At 68.1% G+C, this 20,713-nt stretch carries 17 protein-coding genes and 1 pseudogene; 17 read left to right on the top strand and 1 reads right to left on the bottom strand.

Going from position 1 to position 20,713, the window contains the following annotated elements; translation table 11 throughout:
• Positions 1–9: 9 nt before the first annotated feature.
• Positions 10–1,478: pseudogene (locus D3872_RS09315) on the top strand (FAD-dependent oxidoreductase).
• 34 nt (positions 1,479–1,512) lie between these two features.
• Here the strand turns inward: D3872_RS09315 and D3872_RS09310 are convergent.
• The gene (locus D3872_RS09310) at positions 1,513–2,610 is read right to left on the bottom strand and encodes an aromatic ring-hydroxylating dioxygenase subunit alpha (protein ID WP_119810510.1); all 1,098 of its coding nucleotides are present in this window, start codon (positions 2,608–2,610) and stop codon (positions 1,513–1,515) included.
• A 160-nt stretch (positions 2,611–2,770) separates the two neighbouring features.
• On the opposite strand from D3872_RS09310, the gene D3872_RS09305 reads away from it, so the two are divergent.
• The 16 genes from D3872_RS09305 to D3872_RS09230 all read left to right on the top strand — a co-directional run bounded on the left by D3872_RS09305 (position 2,771) and on the right by D3872_RS09230 (position 20,585).
• The gene (locus D3872_RS09305; protein ID WP_119810509.1) at positions 2,771–3,673 is read left to right on the top strand and encodes a Zn-ribbon domain-containing OB-fold protein; all 903 of its coding nucleotides are present in this window, start codon (positions 2,771–2,773) and stop codon (positions 3,671–3,673) included.
• Positions 3,674–3,682: 9 nt separating this feature from the next.
• Positions 3,683–4,813, top strand: coding sequence for an acyl-CoA dehydrogenase family protein (locus D3872_RS09300; RefSeq protein WP_119810508.1), 1,131 nt, complete (start codon positions 3,683–3,685; stop codon positions 4,811–4,813).
• On the top strand, positions 4,785–5,204 hold the full coding sequence (locus tag D3872_RS09295) for a MaoC family dehydratase (RefSeq protein WP_119810507.1): 420 nt from the start codon (positions 4,785–4,787) through the stop codon (positions 5,202–5,204). The genes D3872_RS09300 and D3872_RS09295 overlap by 29 nt, the downstream gene beginning before the upstream one ends.
• Positions 5,205–5,228: 24 nt before the next feature.
• Positions 5,229–6,407 carry a lipid-transfer protein gene (locus D3872_RS09290; protein ID WP_119810506.1) on the top strand — a complete coding sequence of 393 codons (1,179 nt, stop codon included), beginning with the start codon at positions 5,229–5,231 and terminating at the stop codon, positions 6,405–6,407.
• 16 nt (positions 6,408–6,423) lie between these two features.
• On the top strand, positions 6,424–7,602 hold the full coding sequence (locus tag D3872_RS09285) for an acyl-CoA dehydrogenase family protein (protein WP_119810505.1): 1,179 nt from the start codon (positions 6,424–6,426) through the stop codon (positions 7,600–7,602).
• Between the two features lies 1 nt (position 7,603).
• Positions 7,604–8,668, top strand: coding sequence for an MBL fold metallo-hydrolase (locus tag D3872_RS09280; RefSeq protein WP_119810504.1), 1,065 nt, complete (start codon positions 7,604–7,606; stop codon positions 8,666–8,668).
• A 26-nt stretch (positions 8,669–8,694) separates the two neighbouring features.
• The gene (locus D3872_RS09275) at positions 8,695–9,879 is read left to right on the top strand and encodes an acyl-CoA dehydrogenase family protein (protein ID WP_119810503.1); all 1,185 of its coding nucleotides are present in this window, start codon (positions 8,695–8,697) and stop codon (positions 9,877–9,879) included.
• A gap of 10 nt (positions 9,880–9,889) precedes the next feature.
• Positions 9,890–11,026 (top strand): acyl-CoA dehydrogenase family protein, encoded by a 1,137-nt coding sequence (locus D3872_RS09270; protein ID WP_119810502.1) that lies wholly within the window; start codon positions 9,890–9,892, stop codon positions 11,024–11,026.
• A 3-nt stretch (positions 11,027–11,029) separates the two neighbouring features.
• Positions 11,030–12,718: a class I adenylate-forming enzyme family protein gene (locus D3872_RS09265; protein WP_119810501.1), complete on the top strand. Its 1,689-nt coding sequence runs from the start codon at positions 11,030–11,032 to the stop codon at positions 12,716–12,718.
• Positions 12,719–12,867: 149 nt separating this feature from the next.
• Positions 12,868–14,610, top strand: a complete 1,743-nt coding sequence (locus tag D3872_RS09260) for an FAD-binding protein (RefSeq protein ID WP_119810500.1) — start codon at positions 12,868–12,870, stop codon at positions 14,608–14,610.
• Positions 14,607–15,641: a ferredoxin--NADP reductase gene (locus tag D3872_RS09255; RefSeq protein ID WP_119810499.1), complete on the top strand. Its 1,035-nt coding sequence runs from the start codon at positions 14,607–14,609 to the stop codon at positions 15,639–15,641. The genes D3872_RS09260 and D3872_RS09255 overlap by 4 nt, the downstream gene beginning before the upstream one ends.
• Positions 15,642–15,643: 2 nt before the next feature.
• A complete protein-coding gene (locus D3872_RS09250; RefSeq protein ID WP_119810498.1) occupies positions 15,644–17,245 on the top strand; it encodes a FadD3 family acyl-CoA ligase in 1,602 nt (533 codons plus the stop codon).
• A gap of 105 nt (positions 17,246–17,350) precedes the next feature.
• Positions 17,351–18,091, top strand: a complete 741-nt coding sequence (locus D3872_RS09245) for an SDR family NAD(P)-dependent oxidoreductase (protein WP_119810497.1) — start codon at positions 17,351–17,353, stop codon at positions 18,089–18,091.
• A 10-nt stretch (positions 18,092–18,101) separates the two neighbouring features.
• The gene (locus D3872_RS09240) at positions 18,102–18,872 is read left to right on the top strand and encodes an SDR family NAD(P)-dependent oxidoreductase (protein ID WP_119810496.1); all 771 of its coding nucleotides are present in this window, start codon (positions 18,102–18,104) and stop codon (positions 18,870–18,872) included.
• Positions 18,873–18,880: 8 nt separating this feature from the next.
• Positions 18,881–19,510, top strand: coding sequence for a nuclear transport factor 2 family protein (locus D3872_RS09235; protein WP_119810495.1), 630 nt, complete (start codon positions 18,881–18,883; stop codon positions 19,508–19,510).
• 10 nt (positions 19,511–19,520) lie between these two features.
• Positions 19,521–20,585, top strand: a complete 1,065-nt coding sequence (locus D3872_RS09230) for an alkene reductase (protein WP_119810494.1) — start codon at positions 19,521–19,523, stop codon at positions 20,583–20,585.
• Positions 20,586–20,713 lie beyond the last annotated feature (128 nt).

Genomic DNA, 20,713 nt, shown 5'->3' with positions numbered 1-20,713 from the left:
GGAGTGCCCATGCAGAACCAGTATTCGCCGTCGCAGCCATGCCGGGCCGAGGATGTCCCCCAGTGGGACAGCGAGACCGACGTGGTGGTGGTCGGCTTCGGCGCCGCCGGCAGCTGCGCCGCCATCGAGGCCCTGGCGGCGGGCGCGCAGGTGGAGATTTTTGAAGTCGCCGCTGCCGCGGGCGGCAGCGCCGCCTTGTCGGGCGGAGAAGTGTATGTCGGCGGGGGCGGCGGCACCTCGGTGCAGCGCGCCGCCGGTTTCGAGGACGCCACCGAGGATTTGTACAAATACCTGATGATGGCGGGCGGGCCGGGCGCCGACGAGGCGCGCACCCGGCTGTATGCCGAACAGGCCGAGCCGCACTTCCGCTGGCTGCAGGAGCAGGGGGTGCCGTTCAAGGGACCTACCTGCCGGGCAAGTGGCTCGAACCGCTGACCGACGACACGCTGGTGTGGTCCGGTTCCGAACAGGCCTGGCCGTTTTCGGCAGCGGCCAGGCCGGCGCCGCGCGGGCACGCCGCCCAGTTCGACGGCTGGGGCGCCGGCAAGGTGCTGATGGCCAGCCTGTCGGCCAGGGCGCTGGCGCTTGGCGCCGTGGCGCACTACAGCAGCCGCGTGCTGGCATTGGTTGTCGACCAGGCCGGCGCCATCGCCGGCATCGCGGTGCGGATCGACGGCGCGCTGCGCTTCGTGCGCGCGCGGCGCGGCGTGGTCCTGTGTGCCGGCGGCTTCATCGGCAACCGCGAGATGGTCGGGCAGTACGCGCCCGCCGCGCTGCGCTGCCCGCAGCTTGTTTCGGGGGGCAATGACGACGGCGCCGGCATCCGGATGGGCATCTCGGTGGGCGCCGCGGCGATCCACATGGATCAGTTCTTCGCCACCTTGCCGTTCTTCCCGCCCGAATCGCTGGTCAAGGGCATCTTCGTCAACCAGCGCGGCAGCCGTTTCATCAACGAGGACGCCTACCACGGCCGGGTCGCTCATTACGTGCTGGGCCAGCCCGGCGGCCGCGCATGGCTGCTGGTCGACAACGGGATCTTCGGCCGTCCGATGATCCACCCCGACATCACGGTGGCGGCGGCGGGCGACAGCTGGAGCGAAGTGGAACAGGAACTGGGCATGCCGACCGGAGCGCTGGTGCACACGGTAGAGGAATTCAACCGCCATGCCGCCGCCGGCGACGATCCGTACTTCCACAAGGCGGCCACCTGGCTGCGTCCCTTGAGCGAGGGGCCGTTCGCCGCGCTCAGCTACTGCCCGGACGATATGCCGGCACACGCCTTCACGCTCGGCGGGCTGGCCACGCTGCCGGACGGCAGGGTGCTCGACACCGGTCGCCAGCCGATCGCCGGGCTGTACGCCGCCGGCCGCACCGCATGCGGACTTCCGCGCTGGGGCGAAGGCTATAGTTCCGGCATGTCGCTGGGCGACTCCACCTTCTTCGGCCGCATGGCCGGGCTGCACGCGGCAGCCCGTTGACAGCCGGCGCGCCGGCCTGGCGCGCCGTTTGCCGCTATCTGGCTTCCGAATACGCCACCGCGCCGCGCGGGACGTAGGTTCCTTCGCACTGGTCCAGGTATTCGTGCTTGTTGGCACGCGGGTTGTAGAACTGCTTGTACCAGATGCGCGTCTTCATGAACGGGCCGTCGCTGGGCAGGAACAATCCCTGCAGGCATGGCGCCTTGTTGGTCCAGACTTCGAAATCCTGCATGAATGCGAGACGGCTCGATTCCTGGAACTGGCGCGCGGCCACCACGTCTGGTACCGTCGCCTGCGCATTGTTGCCGGCCGATTTCACCATCAGCGCGTGCCACACCTTGATGCTGCCGTCTTCGACCGGGGTGTGGGTGATCATCAGGATCGACTCGAGGTAGCCGGTCAGGTAGGAGATCAGCACGCCCGGGCCGTGGTAGGTGGTGTCGGTATGCAGGATGGTGCTGACGCCGTCGGCTGCCACGAGCGTGCGGTGCGGTCCGCACTGGCGCTGGGTGGCGGTGTGGCCGTCGAAGATGTTCTCGTACCGTTGCACGGTCGAGCCGTGGATCGGGCTCAGGTGCGCGACGTCGGCGATGTTGTCGATCACTTCCTGCGGATGCTGCTGCAGCATGCCGAGGTGGTCGAACTTCCAGTGCACCCAGGACGGATCGTCCCACTGCGGCAGCGACGGGTGATTCCACTCCGGTTCGCCGCCTTCGGGGTCGTGCCAGACCCAAACCGCGCCCATGCTTTCGACCACCGGCCACGACTTGACGGCGGCGGCCGCCGGGATCGGCCCCTGGTGATATGGGATGTCGTCGCACTTGCCGTCGGCGCCGAAGCGCCAGCCATGGTAAGGGCAGCGGATGCCGTCGCCTTCGACATTGCTGCCGCCGCCGTCGATCACCACGTAGGAGGTGGTGTTCGGCGCCGCCAGGTGGGTCTTCATGTGCGGGCAGTAGGCATCGAGCAGCACCACCTTGCCGCTCTCGCGGCCACGGTACAGCGCGAAATCCTTGCCGAAGAAGCGTACCGCCAACGGCTTGTGGGTGTTCAGTTCGGCGCCGTCGGCGACCATGAACCAGCCGCGCGGGAAGGTGAAGTCGCCCAGGCGGTAATCCTTCGATGTTGCCATAAATCCTCCTTGTGTAAGTCTATCGAGCTGTGCTGCCCCAATGTTCGTTCGCGCCCGCCATGCCGGCATCGTCCTTATGGACGTATTCGGGCTGGGCCGCTTCTTATAAATTGACAATCAGCAGCAGTCGCAACGACGAATGATCTTGAGGAGAACTGCCTTGGTTGAACAAGAATGGATGGCGGAGGTCCGTGCCCTGGTGGGCAAGGAATACGGTCGCGTATATGCCTGGGACCCGGTCAACGCGCCGATGGCCAGGCAATGGTGCGAAGTGATGGGCGTGACCCACGTTGCCGGGCAGGTGCCGCCGGCGATGTTGCAGGTGTGGTGCATGGAAGGGCTGGAGCAGAACAATTACCCGCCTGGCTCGACCACGGAGAACCCGTACGAGGCGCTGCAACTGATCGAGGCGCACGGCTATCCGTCGGTGGTGGCGGTCAATTCGGAGCTGGAATTCAGCCGCTACCTGCACGAGGGCGAGAAGCTGTACTACACCACCCGGCTCGATTCGGTGGGCGAGGAAAAGACCACGGGCCTGGGCACCGGCTTTTTCGTCACCCTGGTCATGACCTATTTCTCGCAGAAGGACGGCGGCGACGAGCAGGTCGGGCGCTTGCTGTTCAGGGTGTTCAAATTCCGTCCGGCAAGCGCGCCGGCGCCCAAGGTCAAGCGCCCGATGCCGGGCGTCAGCGACGACACCCGCTTTTTCTGGGAAGGTGCGCGCCAGGGCAAGCTGCTGATCCAGCGCTGCAAGGCCTGCAGCAGCCTGCGCCATCCGCCCGGCCCGGTGTGCCCGGAATGCCACAGCTTCGAGTGGGACACGCGCGAAGCCTCCGGCCGCGCCACCTTGTACTCCTACGTGGTGATGCACTATCCGGTGGTGGCGCCGTTCGACCATCCGAACCCGATCGGCCTGGTCGAACTGGAAGAGGGCACGCGCCTGGTCGCGCAACTGGTCGGGGTCGATCCCGGCGCGCTGCAAATCGGCCAGCAGCTGCAGGTCGAATTCGAGGAATTCGACGGCGGCCTGACGCTGCCGCAATTCCGTCCCGTGCCTGCCTGAGGAGCCGCCGTGGACTTCCAACTTACTGAAGACCAGCGCGCTTTCGCCGACATCGCGCAAGCCCTGTTCGCCGACTTTTGCAACGACGAGCAGCTGCGCGCCTTCGACGCCTCCGGCTTGCCGTTCATGCAAGACTTATGGCAGCAGTGCGTTGCCGGCGGCCTGCATGCGATCCTGGTGCCCGAGGACGGCGGCGGCCTGGGGCTGGGCATGGCCGAGCTGATGGGCGTGCTGGAGCAGCAGGGCCGCGCGCTGGCGCCGGTGCCGCTGTGGGAACACCAGCTGGCGCTGGCGGCGGCGCTGCGTTTCGGTTCCGACCCGCTGTGCGCCGCGCTCAAGACCTTGCCTGCCGACGCGCTGCTGACCCTGTCGCTGGGCGGCTTGGCCGCCGCGCGCGGACCGGCCCTGGAGGCTCGCCGCGAGGGCGCCGGCTTCCGGCTCGACGGATGCGCCGCGGCGGTGCCGCTGGGTGCGCAGGCGGCGTGGCTGCTGGCCGGCGTCGTGCTCGATGGCGCGCCGCGCCTGATGCTGCTCGACCTGGCCAATGGCGCCATCGGCAAGGCCGAGGGCGTTGCACAGCACCACCTGGCGGTGGCCGACCTGGTGTTCGACGGCGTGCAGTTGCCCGTGTCTGCGCTGCTGGCCGAGCCGGCACTGGACTGGGTCGAGCCGCGCGCGATCGCCTGCCTGGCCGCGCTGCAGCTGGGCGTGAGCCTGCAGCAGCTGGGCCGCACCGTCGAGTACGTCAGCGAGCGCAAGCAGTTCAACCGTGTGATCGGCTCGTTCCAGCTGGTGGCAGGACAAATGGCCGACGGCCACATCGCCGCCGAAGCGCTGCGCAGCTCGCTGTGGCAGCTGGTTTACCGGATCGATGCCGGGCTGGGCTGCGCGCCGCAGGGCTGGGCCACCCGTTTCCTGGCCTGCGGCGCCGGGCACCGGATCGGCCACATGGCGCAGCACGTGCACGGCGGCATCGGCGTCGACGTCACCTTCCCGATCCACCGTTTCCTGTTCTGGAGCCGGGTGCTGGGCGTGACCCTGGGCGGCGCGGAACACAATCTTGCCAAGCTGGGTGACTGGCTTGCCGATCATAATACTTTAGGCTGGAAATATGACCTCCCAGAAGACCATGCGGTTTGACGATGTCGCCGTCGGCGACGACTTGCCGGCGCTGGCGGTGCCGATCACGGTGCCCCTGATTGCCGGTGGCGCGATCGCCACGCGCGACTATTTCCCGGGCCACCACGACCTGGAAGCCGCGCGCAAGCTCGGTTCGCCCAACATTTTCATGAACATCCTCACCACCAACGGGCTGGTGCAGCGTTTCGTCGAATCCTGGGCCGGCATTGATGCGCGGATGACTACCCTGAAGATCAAGCTGGGGGCGCCGAACTACCCGGGCGACACCATGACCTTCAGCGGCAAGGTCAGCGCCAAACGGCCCGAGGACCGCAGCGTCGAGCTGACCCTGGCCGGCACCAATTCGATCGGCACCCACGTCAGCGGCACCGTGCGCCTGCACCTGCCTTAAGCCGCGTACCAAGGAACCCCTACCATGCCAACAAATTCACTTTCCGGGCGCGCGGCCATCGTCGGCCTGGGCGCCACCGAATTTTCCAAGAACTCCGGCCGCACCGAGCTGCGGCTGGCGATGGAAGCGACCCTGGCGGCGCTGGCCGATGCCGGCATCGATCCGTCCGAGGTGGACGGCTTTTGCTCCTATTCGGTCGACAAGGTTCCCGAATACGAGATCGCGCGCCTGCTCGGCGCCAACGACGTCACCTTCTTCTCGCAGATCCCGCACGGCGGCGGCGCCGCCTGCGCGCCGGTGATGCACGCGGCGATGGCCGTGGCATCTGGCGCGGCCAAGACCGTGGTGGTGTACCGCGCCATGAACGAACGCTCGTGGTACCGCTTCGGCAGCGGCAGCTACGGTTTCGGCGACACCCCGATCTTCGACAACGTCAACTACGGCTGGTACATGCCGCACGGCCTGCACACGCCGGCGGCCTGGGTCGGCATGTTCGCGCGGCGCTACATGCATATGTACGGCGCAACCAGCGAGGACTTCGGCCGCATCTCGGTGGCGGTGCGCGACTTTGCCGCCACCAATCCCAAGGCTTTCTTCTACGGCAAGCCGATCACCCTCGAAGAGCACCAGGCCTCGCGCTGGATCTGCGAGCCGCTGCGCCTGCTCGACTGCTGCCAGGAGTCCGATGGCGCGGTGGCGATGGTGATCACTTCGGTCGAGCGCGCACGTGACCTGCGCCAGAAGCCGGTACTGATCAAGGGCGCCGCCCAGGGCGTCAGCCGCGGCCAGCAGAGCATGACTTCGTTCTACCGCGACGACATCACCGGCCTGCCGGAAATGGGGCTGGTGGCGCGCCAGTTGTGGCAGCAGAGCAAGCTGTCGCCGGGCGACATCCAGACCGCCATCATCTACGATCACTTCACCCCCTTCGTGCTGCCGCAGCTGGAGGAATTCGGCTTCGTCGGGCGCGGCGAGGCGAAGGATTTCATCCGCTCGGGCGAGCATGCGCGCGGCGGTTCGCTGCCCATCAATACGCATGGCGGCCAGCTGGGCGAGGCGTATATCCACGGCATGAACGGCATCGCCGAAGGGGTGCGACAGGTGCGCGGCAGCGCCGTCAACCAGGTCGAGGATGTGCACAATGTGCTGGTGACCGCCGGCAGCGGCGTGCCGACCAGCGGCCTGATCTTGAGCAACTCGTGATGAAAAGGAACTTCCCATGCTGGTAGACCTGACTCCCGAGCAGCACCGCCTGCGCATCCGCGTGCGCGACTACTTCAAGGAACTGATGACGCCGGAACTGCGCCATAGCTTGCGCGGTTCCGAAGGCGGCGAGCTGTACCGCAACGTGATCCGCCAGATGGGCCGCGACGGCTGGCTGGCGGTCGGCTGGCCGAAGGAACACGGCGGCGAAGGCTACGGCCCGACCGAGCAGCTGATCTTCTTCGAAGAGGCCAACATCGCCGGCGCGCCGCTGCCCTTCGTCACCATCAGCACGGTGGGGCCGGCGCTGATGGCGCACGGCACCGACGAGCAGAAGAAAAAGTTCCTGCCCGGCATGGCCAGCGGCGACATCATCTTCTCGATCGGCTACTCGGAGCCGAATGCCGGCTCCGACCTGGCCATGCTGACCACCCAGGCGCGCCTCGAAGGCGACCACTTCGTGGTCAACGGCAACAAGCTGTGGACCTCCGGCGTGCAATCGGCCGACTATGTCTGGCTGGCCGCCCGTACCAGCACCGAGCTGGCGCGCCACAAGGGGGTCTCGCTGCTGATCGTCGATACCGCCTCGCCCGGCTTTTCGCACACACTGATCCAGACCACGGCGACCTGGACCGCCGCCACCTATTACGACGACGTCGAGGTGCCGCTGGGAATGATGGTGGGCGAACTGCATGGCGGCTGGAAACTGATCACCGCGCAGCTCAACCACGAGCGGCTCGGCCTCGGTTCCTGGGCCGACAAGGTGTTCGGACCGTTCTGCAAGGTGCTGCAGTGGGCCAAGGCGCGTGACGAGCACGGCCGGCGCGCGATCGACCAGCCGTGGGTGCGGCGCTCGCTGGCGGAATGCTATGCAAAGCTCGAAGCCATGCGCCTGATCAATTTCCGTGTCGCCGCTGCGCTGGAAGCGGGCAGCCTCGATGTCGCGCTGGCATCGACCACCAAGGTCTACGGCTCCGAATGCGTGATCGAGGTGCTGCGCGCGCTGAGCGACATCCTCGGCGCCGGTGCGATGGTGCGCGCCGGCACGGTCGACTCGGCGGCGACGCGCCTGTGCGCCGAGATCGAATTCGAAACCCGCGAGGCGACCATCTCGACCTTCGGCGGCGGCACCAATGAACTGCAGCGCGAACTGATCGCCCAGTTCGGGCTGAACATGCCGCGGCCGGTGCGCTGACATGGCGCCGATATCCCTCGCCGGGATTCCAGCCACGCCCCCGGCGCTCGACTATCCGCTGGTCGCGCCCTTGCCGGACGGTTCGGTGGTCGAGATCGCGCCCGGCATCCTGTGGGCGCGCATGCCGATGCCGATGTCGCTCGACCATATCAACGTCTACCTGCTGCGTGCCGAGGACGGCTGGACCCTGGTCGATACCGGCCTCAATACCGATGCGGTGCGCCGGCTGTGGATCCACATCGCCGCCACCCACCTCGACGGCCTGCCGGTCAAGGCGGTCCTGTGCACCCATTTTCACTACGACCATGCCGGCCTGGCGCACTGGCTGACCGAGCATTTCAAGGTGCCGCTGTACATGACGCATGGCGAGTACTTCATGCTGCGCATGGCGTCGACGCCGCCGTCCGACCCGATGCCGCAGGCGCACCAGGACTTCTTCAGCCGCGCCGGCATGCCGGAGGCCATCATCGAGCCGATGATGGCGAAGATGCGCGCCGATCCCTTCCTGGCGCCGGCCGCGCAGGCGTTTCGCCGCCTGCGCGGCGGCGACGTGCTGGACATCGGTGCGCGCCGCTGGCGCGTGGTGATCGGCGAGGGCCATTCGCCAGAGCATGCCTGCCTGTACTGCGAGGACGAGCGGATCCTGATCGCCGGCGACCAGTTGCTGCCACGCATCAGTTCGAACGTGGCGGTCAGCTGCATAGAGCCGGAGGCCAATCCGCTGCAGCTGTGGCTCGAGTCGCTCGACCGGCTCGACCAGCTGGCCCCGGACACCTTGGTGCTGCCGTCGCACCAGCGGGTGTACCGAGGCCTGCACACGCGGGTGCAGCAACTGCGCGACCATCACGCACACGAATTCGACCAGCTGCGCGCCCATGTGCGAGACAATCCGGATTGCACCGCCTTCGCGGCGATGGAATCCATGTTTCCCAACTTGCGCAGCCCGATCGACTATATGCTGGGACTGGGCGAGGCGATTGCCCACCTGTCCTGGCTGCGCTACGACGGCAGCATCCGGCGCGTGCTCGACGACGACGGCAGGTATAAATTCAGCATGGTGGAATGAAGAATGCGGATCAAACGGGGGAAGCAATGAGTGAGATGGAGATATTCCGGGGCGAAGTGCGCGCATGGCTGCTGGCAAATTGCCCGCCGTCGATGCGCACGCCGATCGTCGCCGACGAGATGGTATGGGGCGGCTCGCGCCTCGAATTCAGGAACGCCGACCAGCGCCTGTGGTTCGAGCGCATGCGCGAGCGCGGCTGGTTCGCGCCGGATTGGCCGAAGGAATACGGCGGCGGCGGGCTGAGCGCCCGCCAGGCCGCCGTGCTGGAGCAGGAAATGGCGGCCCTCGGCTGCCGCCAGCCGCAATACAACCTGGGCATCTGGATGCTCGGACCGGTGCTGCTGGCGCTCGGCAGCGAAGAGCAGAAGCGCCGGCACCTGACGCCGATGATGGAAGGGCGGGTGCGCTGGTGCCAGGGCTTCAGCGAGCCGAACGCCGGCTCCGACCTGGCCAGCCTGAAAACCTCGGCGCGCCGCGAGGGCGATGACTTCATCGTCAACGGCGCCAAGATCTGGACCTCGTACGGCGACCAGTCCGACTGGATGTACGCGCTGGTGCGCACCAATAATACGGCGCGCAAGCAGGACGGCATCAGTTTCCTGCTGATCGACATGCACAGCCCTGGCGTGACGGCCAAGCCGATCGAACTGATCAGTGGCAAGTCGAGCTTTTGCGAGGTCTTCTTCGACAACGTCAGGGTGCCGGCCGAAAACCTGGTCGGAGCGCTTGACGGCGGCTGGGCGGTGGCCAAGCAATTGCTGCAGCACGAGCGCGCCGCGATGTCGAAATTCACCGAAGGCGGGGCGCCGTCGCACGACGCGCTGGCGGTGGCCCGTCCCTACCTGTACGACGCCGATGGCGTGCTGCGCGAACCGGTCTGGCGCGACCGCCTGGCGGGACTGCTGATGGACGCGCATGCGTTCACGCAGACGCACCGCCGCATCACCGAGGAAGCGGCGGCGCGCATGGACGTCAGCGCCCTGGGGGCGATCATGAAGCTGGTGATGACCGAGCACGAGGTGGCCAAGTACGAACTGCTGATGCAGCTGATGGGCCATCGCGGCCTGAGCTGGGAGGGCAGCGAGTTCAGTGCGGAAGAGCATGACATCTGCCGCGCCTGGCTGCTGTCCAAGACTTACACCATTGCCGGCGGATCGTCGGAGATCCAGCTCAATATTATCGCCAAGCGGGTCCTCGGACTGCCGGCGTGAGGAAAAGACCATGAGCATGTTATTGAACGAGGAACAGCGCCTGCTGGGCGAGACCGCGCGCGAATTCCTGTCCGCCCGCGCGCCGGTGAGCGCCTTGCGGCGCCTGCGCGACAGCCGCGACCCGCTCGGCTACGACCCCGCCGTATGGCGCGAAGTGGCCGAGATGGGCTGGACCGCGGCAGTATTCCCGGAAACCGAAGGCGGCCTCGATTTCGGCTACAAGGGACTGGGCGCGGTATTCGAGCAGGCCGGCCGCACCTTGGCTGCGCTGCCGCTGCTGCCTTCCGTGGTGCTGGGCGGCGGCCTGCTGCTCGCCGGCGGCGACGCGCGCCAGCGCGCGCTGATCGCCGGCGTCATCGACGGCAGCGCACTGCTGGCGCTGGCGCTGGAAGAAGAGGGCCGTCACGCGCCTTGCGCGGTGCGCACCACGGCGCGGCCAGATGCCGGCGGCTGGGTGCTGGACGGCGAAAAATGGTTTGTGCTCGACGGCCACGTGGCCAACATGCTGGTGGTGGTGGCGCGCAGCGCCGGCGCGCCGGGCGATTCCCATGGCCTGAGCCTGTTCCTGGTCGATCCGAAGGCGGAAGGCGTCGTCGTGCAGCGCAGCCTGATGGCCGACAGCCGCAATGCGGCGCGGGTGCGCCTGTCCGGCGTGCGGCTCGACGGCGCGGCGCTGCTCGGCGCCGCCGGCGAGGGCTTCGCGCTGCTCGAACCGGTGCTCGACCGCGCCCGCATCTGCCTGGCCGCCGAGGCGCTCGGCGTGATCAGCGAGGCGTTCGACCGTACCGTGGCCTACCTGAAGGAGCGGGTCCAGTTCGACGTCGCGATCGGCTCGTTCCAGGCGCTGCAGCACCGCATGGCGCGCCTGTACGTCGACCTCGAAATGCTGCGCAGCTGCGTCGGCGCGGCGCTCGACGCGATCGATAGCGGCAGCAGCGAGGTGGCGCTGCTGGGCAGCCTGGCCAAGGCGCGCGCCGCCGACCTGAGCGAACGCGCCTTGAACGAAGCGGTCCAGCTGCATGGCGGCATCGGCGTCACCGACGAACTCGACCTCGGCCTGTTCGTCAAGCGCGGCCGGGTGATTCAGCAAACATTCGGCGACGGCGTGTTCCACCGCGACCGCTACGCCCAGTTGAAGGGTTTTTGAAACATGGCAAATATTCCACAGACAGCCAGCCGGTGCCAGCAGCAGCTGACCGCGCCCGGCGCGCCGTTCGAACTGGTTCAGGGCGAGATCGGCGGCGTGCCGATGCCGATGTACCGCAACGCCTTCGCCACGCTGCCCGAGCTGATCGCGGCGGCGCGAGTGCATGGCGACAAGGAATTCATGGTGTACGAGGGCGACCGCTGGACCTTTGCCCGCTTCTTCGAGGCCGTCGATGCACTGGCCGCGCAGCTGCAACAACGCTTCGGCGTCGCGCGCGGCGACCGCGTCGCGATCATGATGCGCAACCGGCCCGAATGGGCGGTGGGTTTCGTGGCCGCGGCCAGCATCGGCGCGGTGGCGGCGCCGATCAACAGCTTCGGCATGAGCGCGGAACTGGCCGCCAGCCTGCGCGACGTGGCGCCGCGCGTGGTGCTGTGCGACGGCGAGCGGCTGGCGCGCGTCCCCGACGTCCCGGCGCAGCTGGACTGCGTTGCGGTGGTGGTCGGCGGCGACGCCGCAGCGCCGATGGTGCTGCGCTACGAGGACGTGGTGGCCGGGCCGGCGCGCACGCCGCGCGCGGTGCAGCTGTCGGCGCAGGATCCGGCGCTGATCCTGTTCACCTCGGGCGCCACCAGCAAGGCCAAGGGCGTGCTGTCGAGCCAGCGCGCGGTCTGCCAGGCCTTGTGCAATATGGACTATATTGGCGCGGTGTCGGCGCTCGCCTCGCCGGAACGCGTGGCGGCGATCGTTCAGCGCGGCTTTGCGCCCACCATCTTGGCGGCGGTGCCGCTGTTCCACGTCAGCGGCCTGCACGCGCAACTGCTGTCGGCCATGCGCAATGGGCGGCGCATCGTGTTCATGCACCGCTGGGATCCGGCGCGCGCGCTGGAGCTGATTCGCTCGGAACGCATCACCCAGTTCAACGGCGCGCCGTCGATGGTTCTGCAGCTGCTGGCCGAACCTGGCTTCGACGAGGCTACAACCAGCCTGGCTGGGATCGGGTTCGGCGGCGCCGGCCTGCCGCAGCGCGCGATCGACGAGCTGTTGCGCCGCAAGCCGGACTCGCTGTCGGGCGTTGGCTTCGGCCTGACCGAATCGAACGGCGTTGGCACCGCGGCTTCGGGCGACCTGTTCGTCTACAAGCCGCGCAGTTCAGGGCGGCTGTCGCCGATCATGACGCTGCGCGTGGCTGACATCGACGGTTCGCCGCTGCCGGCCGGCCAGGCGGGTGAATTGTGGCTGCGCGGCGCCAGCCTGATGGACGGCTACTGGCGTGACCCGGACACCACCGCCGCGGCGATGTCCGACGGCTGGTTCCGCAGCGGCGACATCGGCTACATCGACGACGAAGGCTTCCTGTTCGTCGTCGACCGCATCAAGGACGTCATCAACCGAAACGGCGAGAAGATCGCCGCCAGCGAAGTCGAGTCCTGCATCCTGCAACATCCGCAGGTGCTGGAGGTGGCGGTGCTGGCGGCGGACGACGAGGCTGCCGGCGAGACGGTGGTGGCGGTAGTGGTGCCCAAGCCGGGCGCCGCGCTGGACGGCGCCGCCATCCAGGCCCACGTCGCCGCCAGCCTGGCCGGTTACAAGGTGCCTTCGCGGGTGCACCTGCACACCGGACCGCTGCCGCGCAACGCGGTCGGCAAGCTGCTCAAGTCCGCGCTCAAGCGCGAGTACGCCGGCACCTGAAACGCCGCCCCGCTTCCGGGCAGTTTTTAGTCCGGACAGACGATGATCGCGGCGGCGGCAAGTGGGACGATTCACTACGCCAGGACAGTGTCCTGGCGGGCAAGCCGAAGCCCGGCTTGCACCCTCATGGCACAACCCAAGGAGCGGTAGTGGAGCAAATATTCGATGTGGTGGTGGTCGGCTCGGGCGCCGGTGCGCTGCTCGCCGCGATCCGCGCGGCTGATGCCGGACTGACGGCGCTGGTGGTGGAGAAGGCTGAGGTGGCCGGCGGTACTTCGGCGACGTCCGGCGGCGGCATCTGGATCCCGGACAACCATGACATGGCGCGCGTCGGCCTGAGCGATGGCGTCGACGCCGCGTTCAGGTACGTACGCGCCTGCGCGCGGGGACTGTCCAGCGACGAGCGCATCCTGGCGTACGTCGAAACGGCGCGCCACATGGCGCGCTACCTCGACCAGCTGGGGGTGCGCTACAAAAGCATGCCCAAGTATTCCGACTACTATCCGGGCATGGATGGCGCAATGCCAGGCGGGCGCACCATGGACCCGGCCGACTTCAACGGCGCCCTGCTCGGGCTGGAGGGACTGGCCCAGCTGCGGCCCACCAATCCGGGCCAGCTGATCCTCGGGCGCATGACCTTGAACGCCTTCGAGGCGCATTCGATCCTGTCGCGCGAACGCAGCGCCAAGCTGAAGCTGATGTGGATCATGCTGCGTTATGCGGTCGACTATCCATGGCGCCGCAAGACGAAGCGCGACCGCCGCATGACCGGAGGCCAGGCGCTGGTGGGCGGCCTGCTGGCGGCCCTGCGCAAGCGCCGGGTGGCGCTCTGGCTTGGCACGCCGCTGAAGTCGCTGCAGACCGAAGACGGGCGCGTCACCGGCGTGCTGGTCGAGCGCGACGGCAAGCCGGTCGCTGTACGGGCCCGCATGGGTGTGCTGCTGGCGGCCGGCGGCTTCGAACGCAACCAGGCGATGCGCGAACAGTACCTGCCCAAGCCAACCGACCAGGCGTGGACCGCGACTCCGCCCGGCGGCAATACGGGCGACGCGATCCGCGCCGGCGAAAGCGCCGGCGGCGCGCTGCACCTGATGTCCCATACCTGGGGCGCACCGACGCTTTCCGTGCCGAAGGAAGACCGTTTCCGCGCGCTGTTCGTCGAACGCTCGCTGCCGGGTTGCATGGTGGTCAACGCCGCCGGCCGGCGCTTCCTCAACGAGTCATGCCCGTATCCGGAATTCCAGCAGGCGATGTTCGCCGACCAGGCCAGCGGCGGCGGGGCGATCCCGGCGTGGATCGTGTTCGACGCCGAGTTCCGCCGCAAGTATCCGATGGGCCCGCTGGGCCCGGGCGAAGCGCAGCCGGACCACCGCCTGCCGAAGAAGTGGCAAGGCAGCGTGTACTGGAAAGCCGATACGCTGGCCGGACTGGCGCAGCAGATCGGCGTCGACGCCGACGGCCTGGCCGCCAGCGTGGCGCGCATGAACGACTGGGCCGCCAGCGGCAAGGACCTCGAGTTCGACCGCGGCGGCAATGTATTCGACCGCTACTACGGCGATCCCGCGGTCAAGCCGAACCCCAACCTGGCGCCGCTGGCCAAGGCGCCGTTCTACGCGATCCGGCTGTACCCGGGCGACATCGGCACCAAGGGCGGGCTGCTGACCGACCAGGATGCGCGCGTGCTCGACGGCGCCGGCCAGCCGATCCCCGGACTCTACTGCACTGGCAACAATTCGGCATCGGTGATGGGCCCGGCCTATCCGGGCGCCGGCTCCACGCTGGGTCCTGCAATGACCTTTGCCTACCGCGCGGTGGCGCACATGGCCGGCAATCCGATCGCGCTGGAACGCACCGACCTGCTCGACGGCGCCATGAAGGCGGGTGTGCTGTGAGCGGCCAGCGATACCACGGCTTGCGTGTGCGTGCCGTGATCGACGAAAGCGCGGACGCCAAATCCCTGGTGTTCGACGTGCCGCCCACCCTGTCCGACACCTTCCGCTACCGCTGCGGCCAGTTCGTGACGCTGCGCCTGCCGTACGACGGCCGCCACCTGCTGCGCTGCTATTCGATGTCGAGCGCGCCATCGCTCGACGACGGCTTGCGGGTAACGGTCAAGCGGGTGCGCGACGGGCGCGGCTCGAACTGGATTTGCGACAACGTCAAGGCCGGCGACCTGGTCGAGGTGCTGCCGCCGGCCGGGGTCTTCACCCCGGCGACGCTCGACCGCGACCTGGTGCTGTTCGCCGGCGGCAGCGGCATCACGCCGGTGCTGTCCATCCTGCGCTCGCTGCTGGCCGACGGCCACGGCAATGCCTGCCTGGTCTACGCTAACCGCGATCGCCCGTCGGTGATCTTCCAAGGCGTCCTCGATGCCCTGGCGGCCGCCCACCCGGAGCGCCTGCAGGTGATCCACTGGCTCGACGCCGAACAGGGAGTGCCGTCCATTGCTCAACTGGCCGAACTGGTCCTGCCGTGGCGTGGCGCCGAGGCGTTCATCTGCGGCCCCGGGCCGTTCATGGATGCCGCGGTGGCAGCATTGGAGCAGGTGGAAATGGCGCCGGCGCGGGTGCATGTGGAGCGCTTCGTGTCGCTGCCCGACGAGGAAGATTCGCCGGCCCCGGCGCCGGCGCCGCCTGGCGGCGTGGCGGGCGCCGAACTGGAGATCCTGCTCGATGGCGTGACCCACCGCATCGACTGCGGCGGCGATGAAACCCTGCTCGCCGCCGCCGCCCGTGCCGGCGTAGTGCTGCCCAGCTCGTGCCAGGCCGGCATGTGCGCGGCCTGCATGTGCCAGGTGGTGGAAGGAAGCGTCCACCTGCGCCACAACGACGTACTGGACCAGAAGGACCTGGCCAGGGCCTGGACCCTGAGCTGCCAGGCCATACCGATGACTCAACGAGTCCGTGTCAAATTTCCGGAGTAAACATGATTAGCGAAGTCGAACGCTTGCCGCAGACCCTGCCGCAGATGATCCGCCAAGCGGCGCGCCGGTTCCCGCATCGTGCGGCGATCGTCGACGGCGCGCTGTCGATCGCCTATCCCGACCTGGCGTACCGCAGCGAACAGGCAGCGGCGGCGCTGATCGCGCTCGGCGTCGAAGCCGGCGACCGGGTGGCGATCTGGGCGCCGAACCTGCACGAATGGATCATTGCGGCCTGCGGCATCCACGCCGCTGGCGCGGTGCTGGTGCCAATCAATACCCGCATGAAGGGGGGCGAGGCGGCCGAGGTGCTGGAACGCTGCGACGCCAAGGTGTTGTTCTGCATCGGCGATTTCCTCGGCCAGTACTATCCGCGCCTGCTCGACGGCACGCGCCCGAGCGGCCTGCGCCATGTGGTCGTGCTGCGCGATGGCTACTCGGAAGCAAAGGGCGAGATCGACTGGCGGTCATTCCTGGCGCTGGCGGCAAAGGTGGCGCCGGCGCGCGTGCAGGCGCGCGAGCGGGCGCTCGACGGCGACAGCATCGCCGACCTGATGTATACCTCCGGCACCACCGGACGCGCCAAGGGCGTGCTGTCCGCGCACGGACCTAGCATCCGAGCCTTCAGCGCCTGGTCGGCGGTGACCGGGCTGGAGGAGGGCGACCGCTACCTGATCATCAATCCCTTCTTCCACTCCTTCGGCTACAAGGCGGGCTGGGTGGCGGCCTTCCTGCGCGGCGCGACCGTCTATCCCTGCCAGGTGTTCGACGCCACGCTGGTCCTGCAGCGCATCGAGCAGGACCGCATCAGTTTCCTGCCGGGCCCGCCGACGCTGTTCCTGAGCATGCTGGCGCATCCTGATCTGAAATCCTTCGACCTCGGTTCGCTCAAGTCCGCGTGCACCGGCGCGGCCACGGTGCCGCCGATCCTGATTACCCGCATGCGCGAGGAACTGGGCTTCCGCAGCGTGACCACCGCCTACGGGCTGACCGAATGCGGCGGCTGCGCCACGCTGTGCGATCCGGACGACAGCGCCGAGACCATTGCCACCACCTGCGGCAAGGCGCTACCCGGCACCGAGGTGCGCTGCGCCGACGAACAAGGCCGGCCGGTGCCGGCAGGCCAGCCGGGCGAGGTTCTGCTGCGCGGCTATCACGTGATGCAGGGCTATTTCGACGACCCGGAGGCCACGCGCGAAGCGATCGACGCCGACGGCTGGCTGCATACCGGCGACATCGGCGTGCTGGACGAACGCGGCTACCTGCGCATCACCGACCGCCTGAAGGACATGTTCATCGTCGGTGGCTTCAACTGCTACCCGGCCGAGATCGAACGCATCCTGGCGGCCCATCCCGCGGTCGCGCAGGTGGCCGTGGTGGGCGTGCCGGACGAGCGCATGGGCGAGGTTGGATGCGCCTGCGTCATCCTGCGCCCGAGGGCCGCGCTCGGCGAAGGCGAGCTGGCGGCCTGGTCGCGCCAGCACATGGCGAACTACAAGGTGCCGCGCTACCAGCTCGAATTCGAGGCCTTCCCGCTGAATGCGTCGAACAAGGTGCTCAAGCGCGAACTGGCCAAAACCGCGCAAGCGCGCTTGGCCGCGCCTTAGTCTGCTCGGACGATGGTGGCGGCAGGCCTTGGCACTAAGCTTGGCGGTAAGGGCAGTAATAGTAGATCCGATAACAACAGCAGTCATTCAATCGTGGAGCAGGAAATGAAACTCAGTGGAAAGATAGCGTTGGTGACCGGCGCCGGGCAAGGCATGGGACGCGCGATCGCGCGCCTGTTCGCCGAGCACGGCGCGGTGGTGGTGGCGGCCGACCTTAACCTGGAGGCGGCGCAGGAAACCATCGCCGGCGCCGACCCGGAACGCGCGGGCATGGCGCGCGCCGTGAACGTGGCCGACAGCGGCGCCGTGCGCGCGCTGTTCGACGAAGCGGTAACGCGCTATGGCCGTATCGACATCGTGGTCAACAGCGCCGGCATCGGCTCGTTCGACACCCTGGCCGAAACGCCCGACGAAAGCTGGGCGCGGGTCATCGGCGTCAACCTGACCGGCACCTTCCACTGCGTGCGCGAAGCGGTGCGCAGTATGGCCGCCAGCGGCACCCGTGGCTCGGTGATCAACCTGTCCAGCACGGCGGCGCTCAATGGCGACGGACCGGCGCACTACTGCGCCTCCAAGGCCGGCGTGATGGGCCTGACCCGCAGCGCCGCGAAAGAAGTGGCCGCGCAGGGCATCCGCATCAATACCATCGTGCCGGGGCCGACCAACACGCCGATGATGCAGGGCCTGCCCAGCGAATGGGAGGAAGCGATCCTCAAGGCGGTGCCGATGGGGCGCATGGGCGAACCGGAAGAAATCGCGCGCGCGGCGCTGTTCCTCGCCGGCGAGGACAGCAGTTTCATGACCGGCCAGAACATCGCCGTCAACGGCGGCATGGCATTTATCTAAGGAGCACGGCATGGCAGGCAGATTGCAAGGCAAGGTAGCATTCATTTCAGGTGGCGGCAGCGGAATCGGCGCAGCCACCGCGATCCGTTTTGCGCAGGAAGGCGCGACGGTCGTGATCTGCGGGCGCCGCAAGGGCATGCTCGACGAGGTGGTGGCGCGGATCGTGCAGGACGGCGGCGCGGCGGAAGCGGTGCAGGCCGACGTCGGCATCGAAGCCGAGTATGTCGCCGCGATCGAGGGCGCAGCCCAGCGCCATGGCAAGCTCGACATCCTGGTCAACAACGCGATGGCCTACACCTGGGGACCGATCGAGTCGATCGGCACCGAGGACTGGCGCGCCAACTTCACCACTTCGGTGGACGGCACCTTCTGGGGCACCCGCAGCGCCATGCGCCTGATGAAGGATAGCGGCGGCGCGATCGTCAACCTGTCGTCGATCTGCGGCACGCTGGGTTCGCCCTGGATGGCCGGCTACTCCGCGGCCAAGGCGGCAGTGATCAACTTCTCGCGGGTTGCCGCGGCCGAGGGCGCACCTAACAACATCAGGGTCAACGTGGTGATTCCTGCGGTGGTCGACACGCCCGGCACCGCCGGCATGCTGTCCGACGAGGCGGCGCGCCGCAACACCGAGAAGCTGATCCCGCTGGGCCGGGTCGGCCGGCCGGACGAGCTGGCAAACGCGATCCTGTTCCTGGCCAGCGACGAAGCCTCCTACGTCACCGGCGCCACGCTGGCGGTCGACGGCGGCCGTTCGGCGGTGCTGGTCACGGCGCTCGGGTGAGGCCGCACATGTCCAACAACACGCTCGAACAACGCATCGACCGGCTCGAGTCGCTCGACGCCATCCGCCAGCTCGCGGCCCGCTACTCGCTGTCGCTCGACATGCGCGACATGGATGCGCACGTCAACCTGTTCGCGCCCGATATCCGGGTCGGCAAGGAGAAGGTCGGGCGCGCCCATTTCAAGGCGTGGCAGACCGATACGCTGCGCGACCAGTTTACCGGCACCTCGCACCACCTGGGCCAGCACATCATCGAATTCAAGGACAGCGAGCACGCCACCGGCGTGGTCTACTCCAAGAACGAGCACGAATGCGGCGCCGAATGGGTGACCATGCAGATGCTGTACTGGGACGACTACGAACGCATGGGCGGCACCTGGTACTTCCGCCGGCGCCTGCCGTGCTACTGGTACGCCAGCGACCAGAACAAGCCGCCGATCGGCGACATGAAGATGCGCTGGCCGGGGCGGGCGCCGTATGCGGGCACCTTCCACGACCTGTTCCCGTCATGGGCGGAATTCTGGGCCAGCCGGCCGGACAAGGATGTGCTGCCCGAGGTGGCGGCGCCGGCGCCGCTGGAACAGTTCCTCGAAACGATGCGGCGCGGGACCCCGGCGCCGCGCATTCGCGTGCGATGAAGGAGCCGACATGACAAAGCATTTATTCGAACCTTTGACCCTCGGCGAGCTGCAGCTGTCCAACCGGATCGTGATGGCGCCGATGACGCGCAACCGCGCCACGCCGGAAGGCGTGCCGACCGCGATGATGCGCGAGCATTACGCCCAGCGCGCCGAGGCCGGCCTGATCGTCGCCGAAGGCAGCTGGCCGAGCGCGGCCGGCCAGGCGTACTGCCGCCAGCCCGGCATCGCGACCGCCGCTCAAATCGAGGGATGGCGCCAGGTGACCGACGCGGTGCATGCGCGCGGCGGCCTGATCGTGCTGCAGGTGATGCATGCCGGGCGGATCGGAAGCAGCTGCATCAAGCCGCCCGGCGTGGAAACGGTGGCGCCGTCGGCGCTGCAGGCGGCCGGGGAGGTGTTTACCGACAGCGCCGGCATGCAGCCGTTCGACGCGCCGCGCGCACTCAGTACCGCCGAGGTGAAGGAGGTGGTGGACGAACACCGGCAAGCGGCGCTGAACGCGCGCGCGGCCGGCTTCGACGGCGTCGAGCTGCACGGCACCAGCGGCTACCTGCCGATGCAGTTCCTCAGCTCGGGCAGCAACCGGCGCAGCGACGAGTACGGCGGCGACGCCGCCGGGCGTGCGCGTTTCGCGTTCGAGTGCCTGGCCGCGATGGCCGATGCGATCGGGGCAGGGCGGGTCGGCCTGCGCCTCAATCCGGGCAATACCTTCAACGATACCAGCGACGAGGACTCGGCCGCCACCCACGCCGAGTTGATGCGCCAGGCGGCCTCGCTGCAACTGGCCTACCTGCACGTGATGCGCGCGCCGCTGGCGTCGATCGATGCGTTCGCGCTGGCGCGTGCGCATTTCGGCGCGCGCCTGATCCTCAATGACGGCTTCGGCATCGACAGCGCGGAACAGGCGCTGGCCGCCAACGAAGGCGAGGCGATTTCCTTCGCCCGCCACTTCATCGGCAATCCGGACCTGGTGCGGCGCTGGCGCCACGGTCAGGCCTTGTCGAAGTTCGACCGCAAGCTGCTCTATACGCCTGGTCCCGCCGGCTACACCGACTATCCCGACGCCTGCTAGCAGGCCAGCCGGGCGTACCGTTCCGGTGCGCCCGGGCAGGCTGCGGCACCATCCCCCCACAAATCCATTTTATGTATGTCGCCTCCAGGACGGAGGCGGCAGGTTTCCGGACATGTGTACGACACATG

Source organism: Massilia cavernae (assembly GCF_003590855.1).
Classification (GTDB): Bacteria; Pseudomonadota; Gammaproteobacteria; order Burkholderiales; family Burkholderiaceae_D; genus Telluria_A; species Telluria_A cavernae.
Note: the sequence above shows the minus strand (reverse complement) of the source record. Positions and strands in the feature narration are given on the sequence as shown.

Bases quoted from the DNA above. Each gene is read 5' to 3' on its own strand.
- D3872_RS09310 (WP_119810510.1), bottom strand. From the start codon at position 2,610: ATGGCAACATCGAAGGATTACCGCCTGGGCGACTTCACCTTCCCGCGC.
- D3872_RS09295 (WP_119810507.1), top strand. From the start codon at position 4,785: ATGACCTCCCAGAAGACCATGCGGTTTGACGATGTCGCCGTCGGCGAC.
- D3872_RS09290 (WP_119810506.1), top strand. From the start codon at position 5,229: ATGCCAACAAATTCACTTTCCGGGCGCGCGGCCATCGTCGGCCTGGGC.
- D3872_RS09285 (WP_119810505.1), top strand. From the start codon at position 6,424: ATGCTGGTAGACCTGACTCCCGAGCAGCACCGCCTGCGCATCCGCGTG.
- D3872_RS09280 (WP_119810504.1), top strand. From the start codon at position 7,604: ATGGCGCCGATATCCCTCGCCGGGATTCCAGCCACGCCCCCGGCGCTC.
- D3872_RS09275 (WP_119810503.1), top strand. From the start codon at position 8,695: ATGAGTGAGATGGAGATATTCCGGGGCGAAGTGCGCGCATGGCTGCTG.
- D3872_RS09270 (WP_119810502.1), top strand. From the start codon at position 9,890: ATGAGCATGTTATTGAACGAGGAACAGCGCCTGCTGGGCGAGACCGCG.
- D3872_RS09265 (WP_119810501.1), top strand. From the start codon at position 11,030: ATGGCAAATATTCCACAGACAGCCAGCCGGTGCCAGCAGCAGCTGACC.
- D3872_RS09250 (WP_119810498.1), top strand. From the start codon at position 15,644: ATGATTAGCGAAGTCGAACGCTTGCCGCAGACCCTGCCGCAGATGATC.
- D3872_RS09245 (WP_119810497.1), top strand. From the start codon at position 17,351: ATGAAACTCAGTGGAAAGATAGCGTTGGTGACCGGCGCCGGGCAAGGC.
- D3872_RS09240 (WP_119810496.1), top strand. From the start codon at position 18,102: ATGGCAGGCAGATTGCAAGGCAAGGTAGCATTCATTTCAGGTGGCGGC.
- D3872_RS09235 (WP_119810495.1), top strand. From the start codon at position 18,881: ATGTCCAACAACACGCTCGAACAACGCATCGACCGGCTCGAGTCGCTC.
- D3872_RS09230 (WP_119810494.1), top strand. From the start codon at position 19,521: ATGACAAAGCATTTATTCGAACCTTTGACCCTCGGCGAGCTGCAGCTG.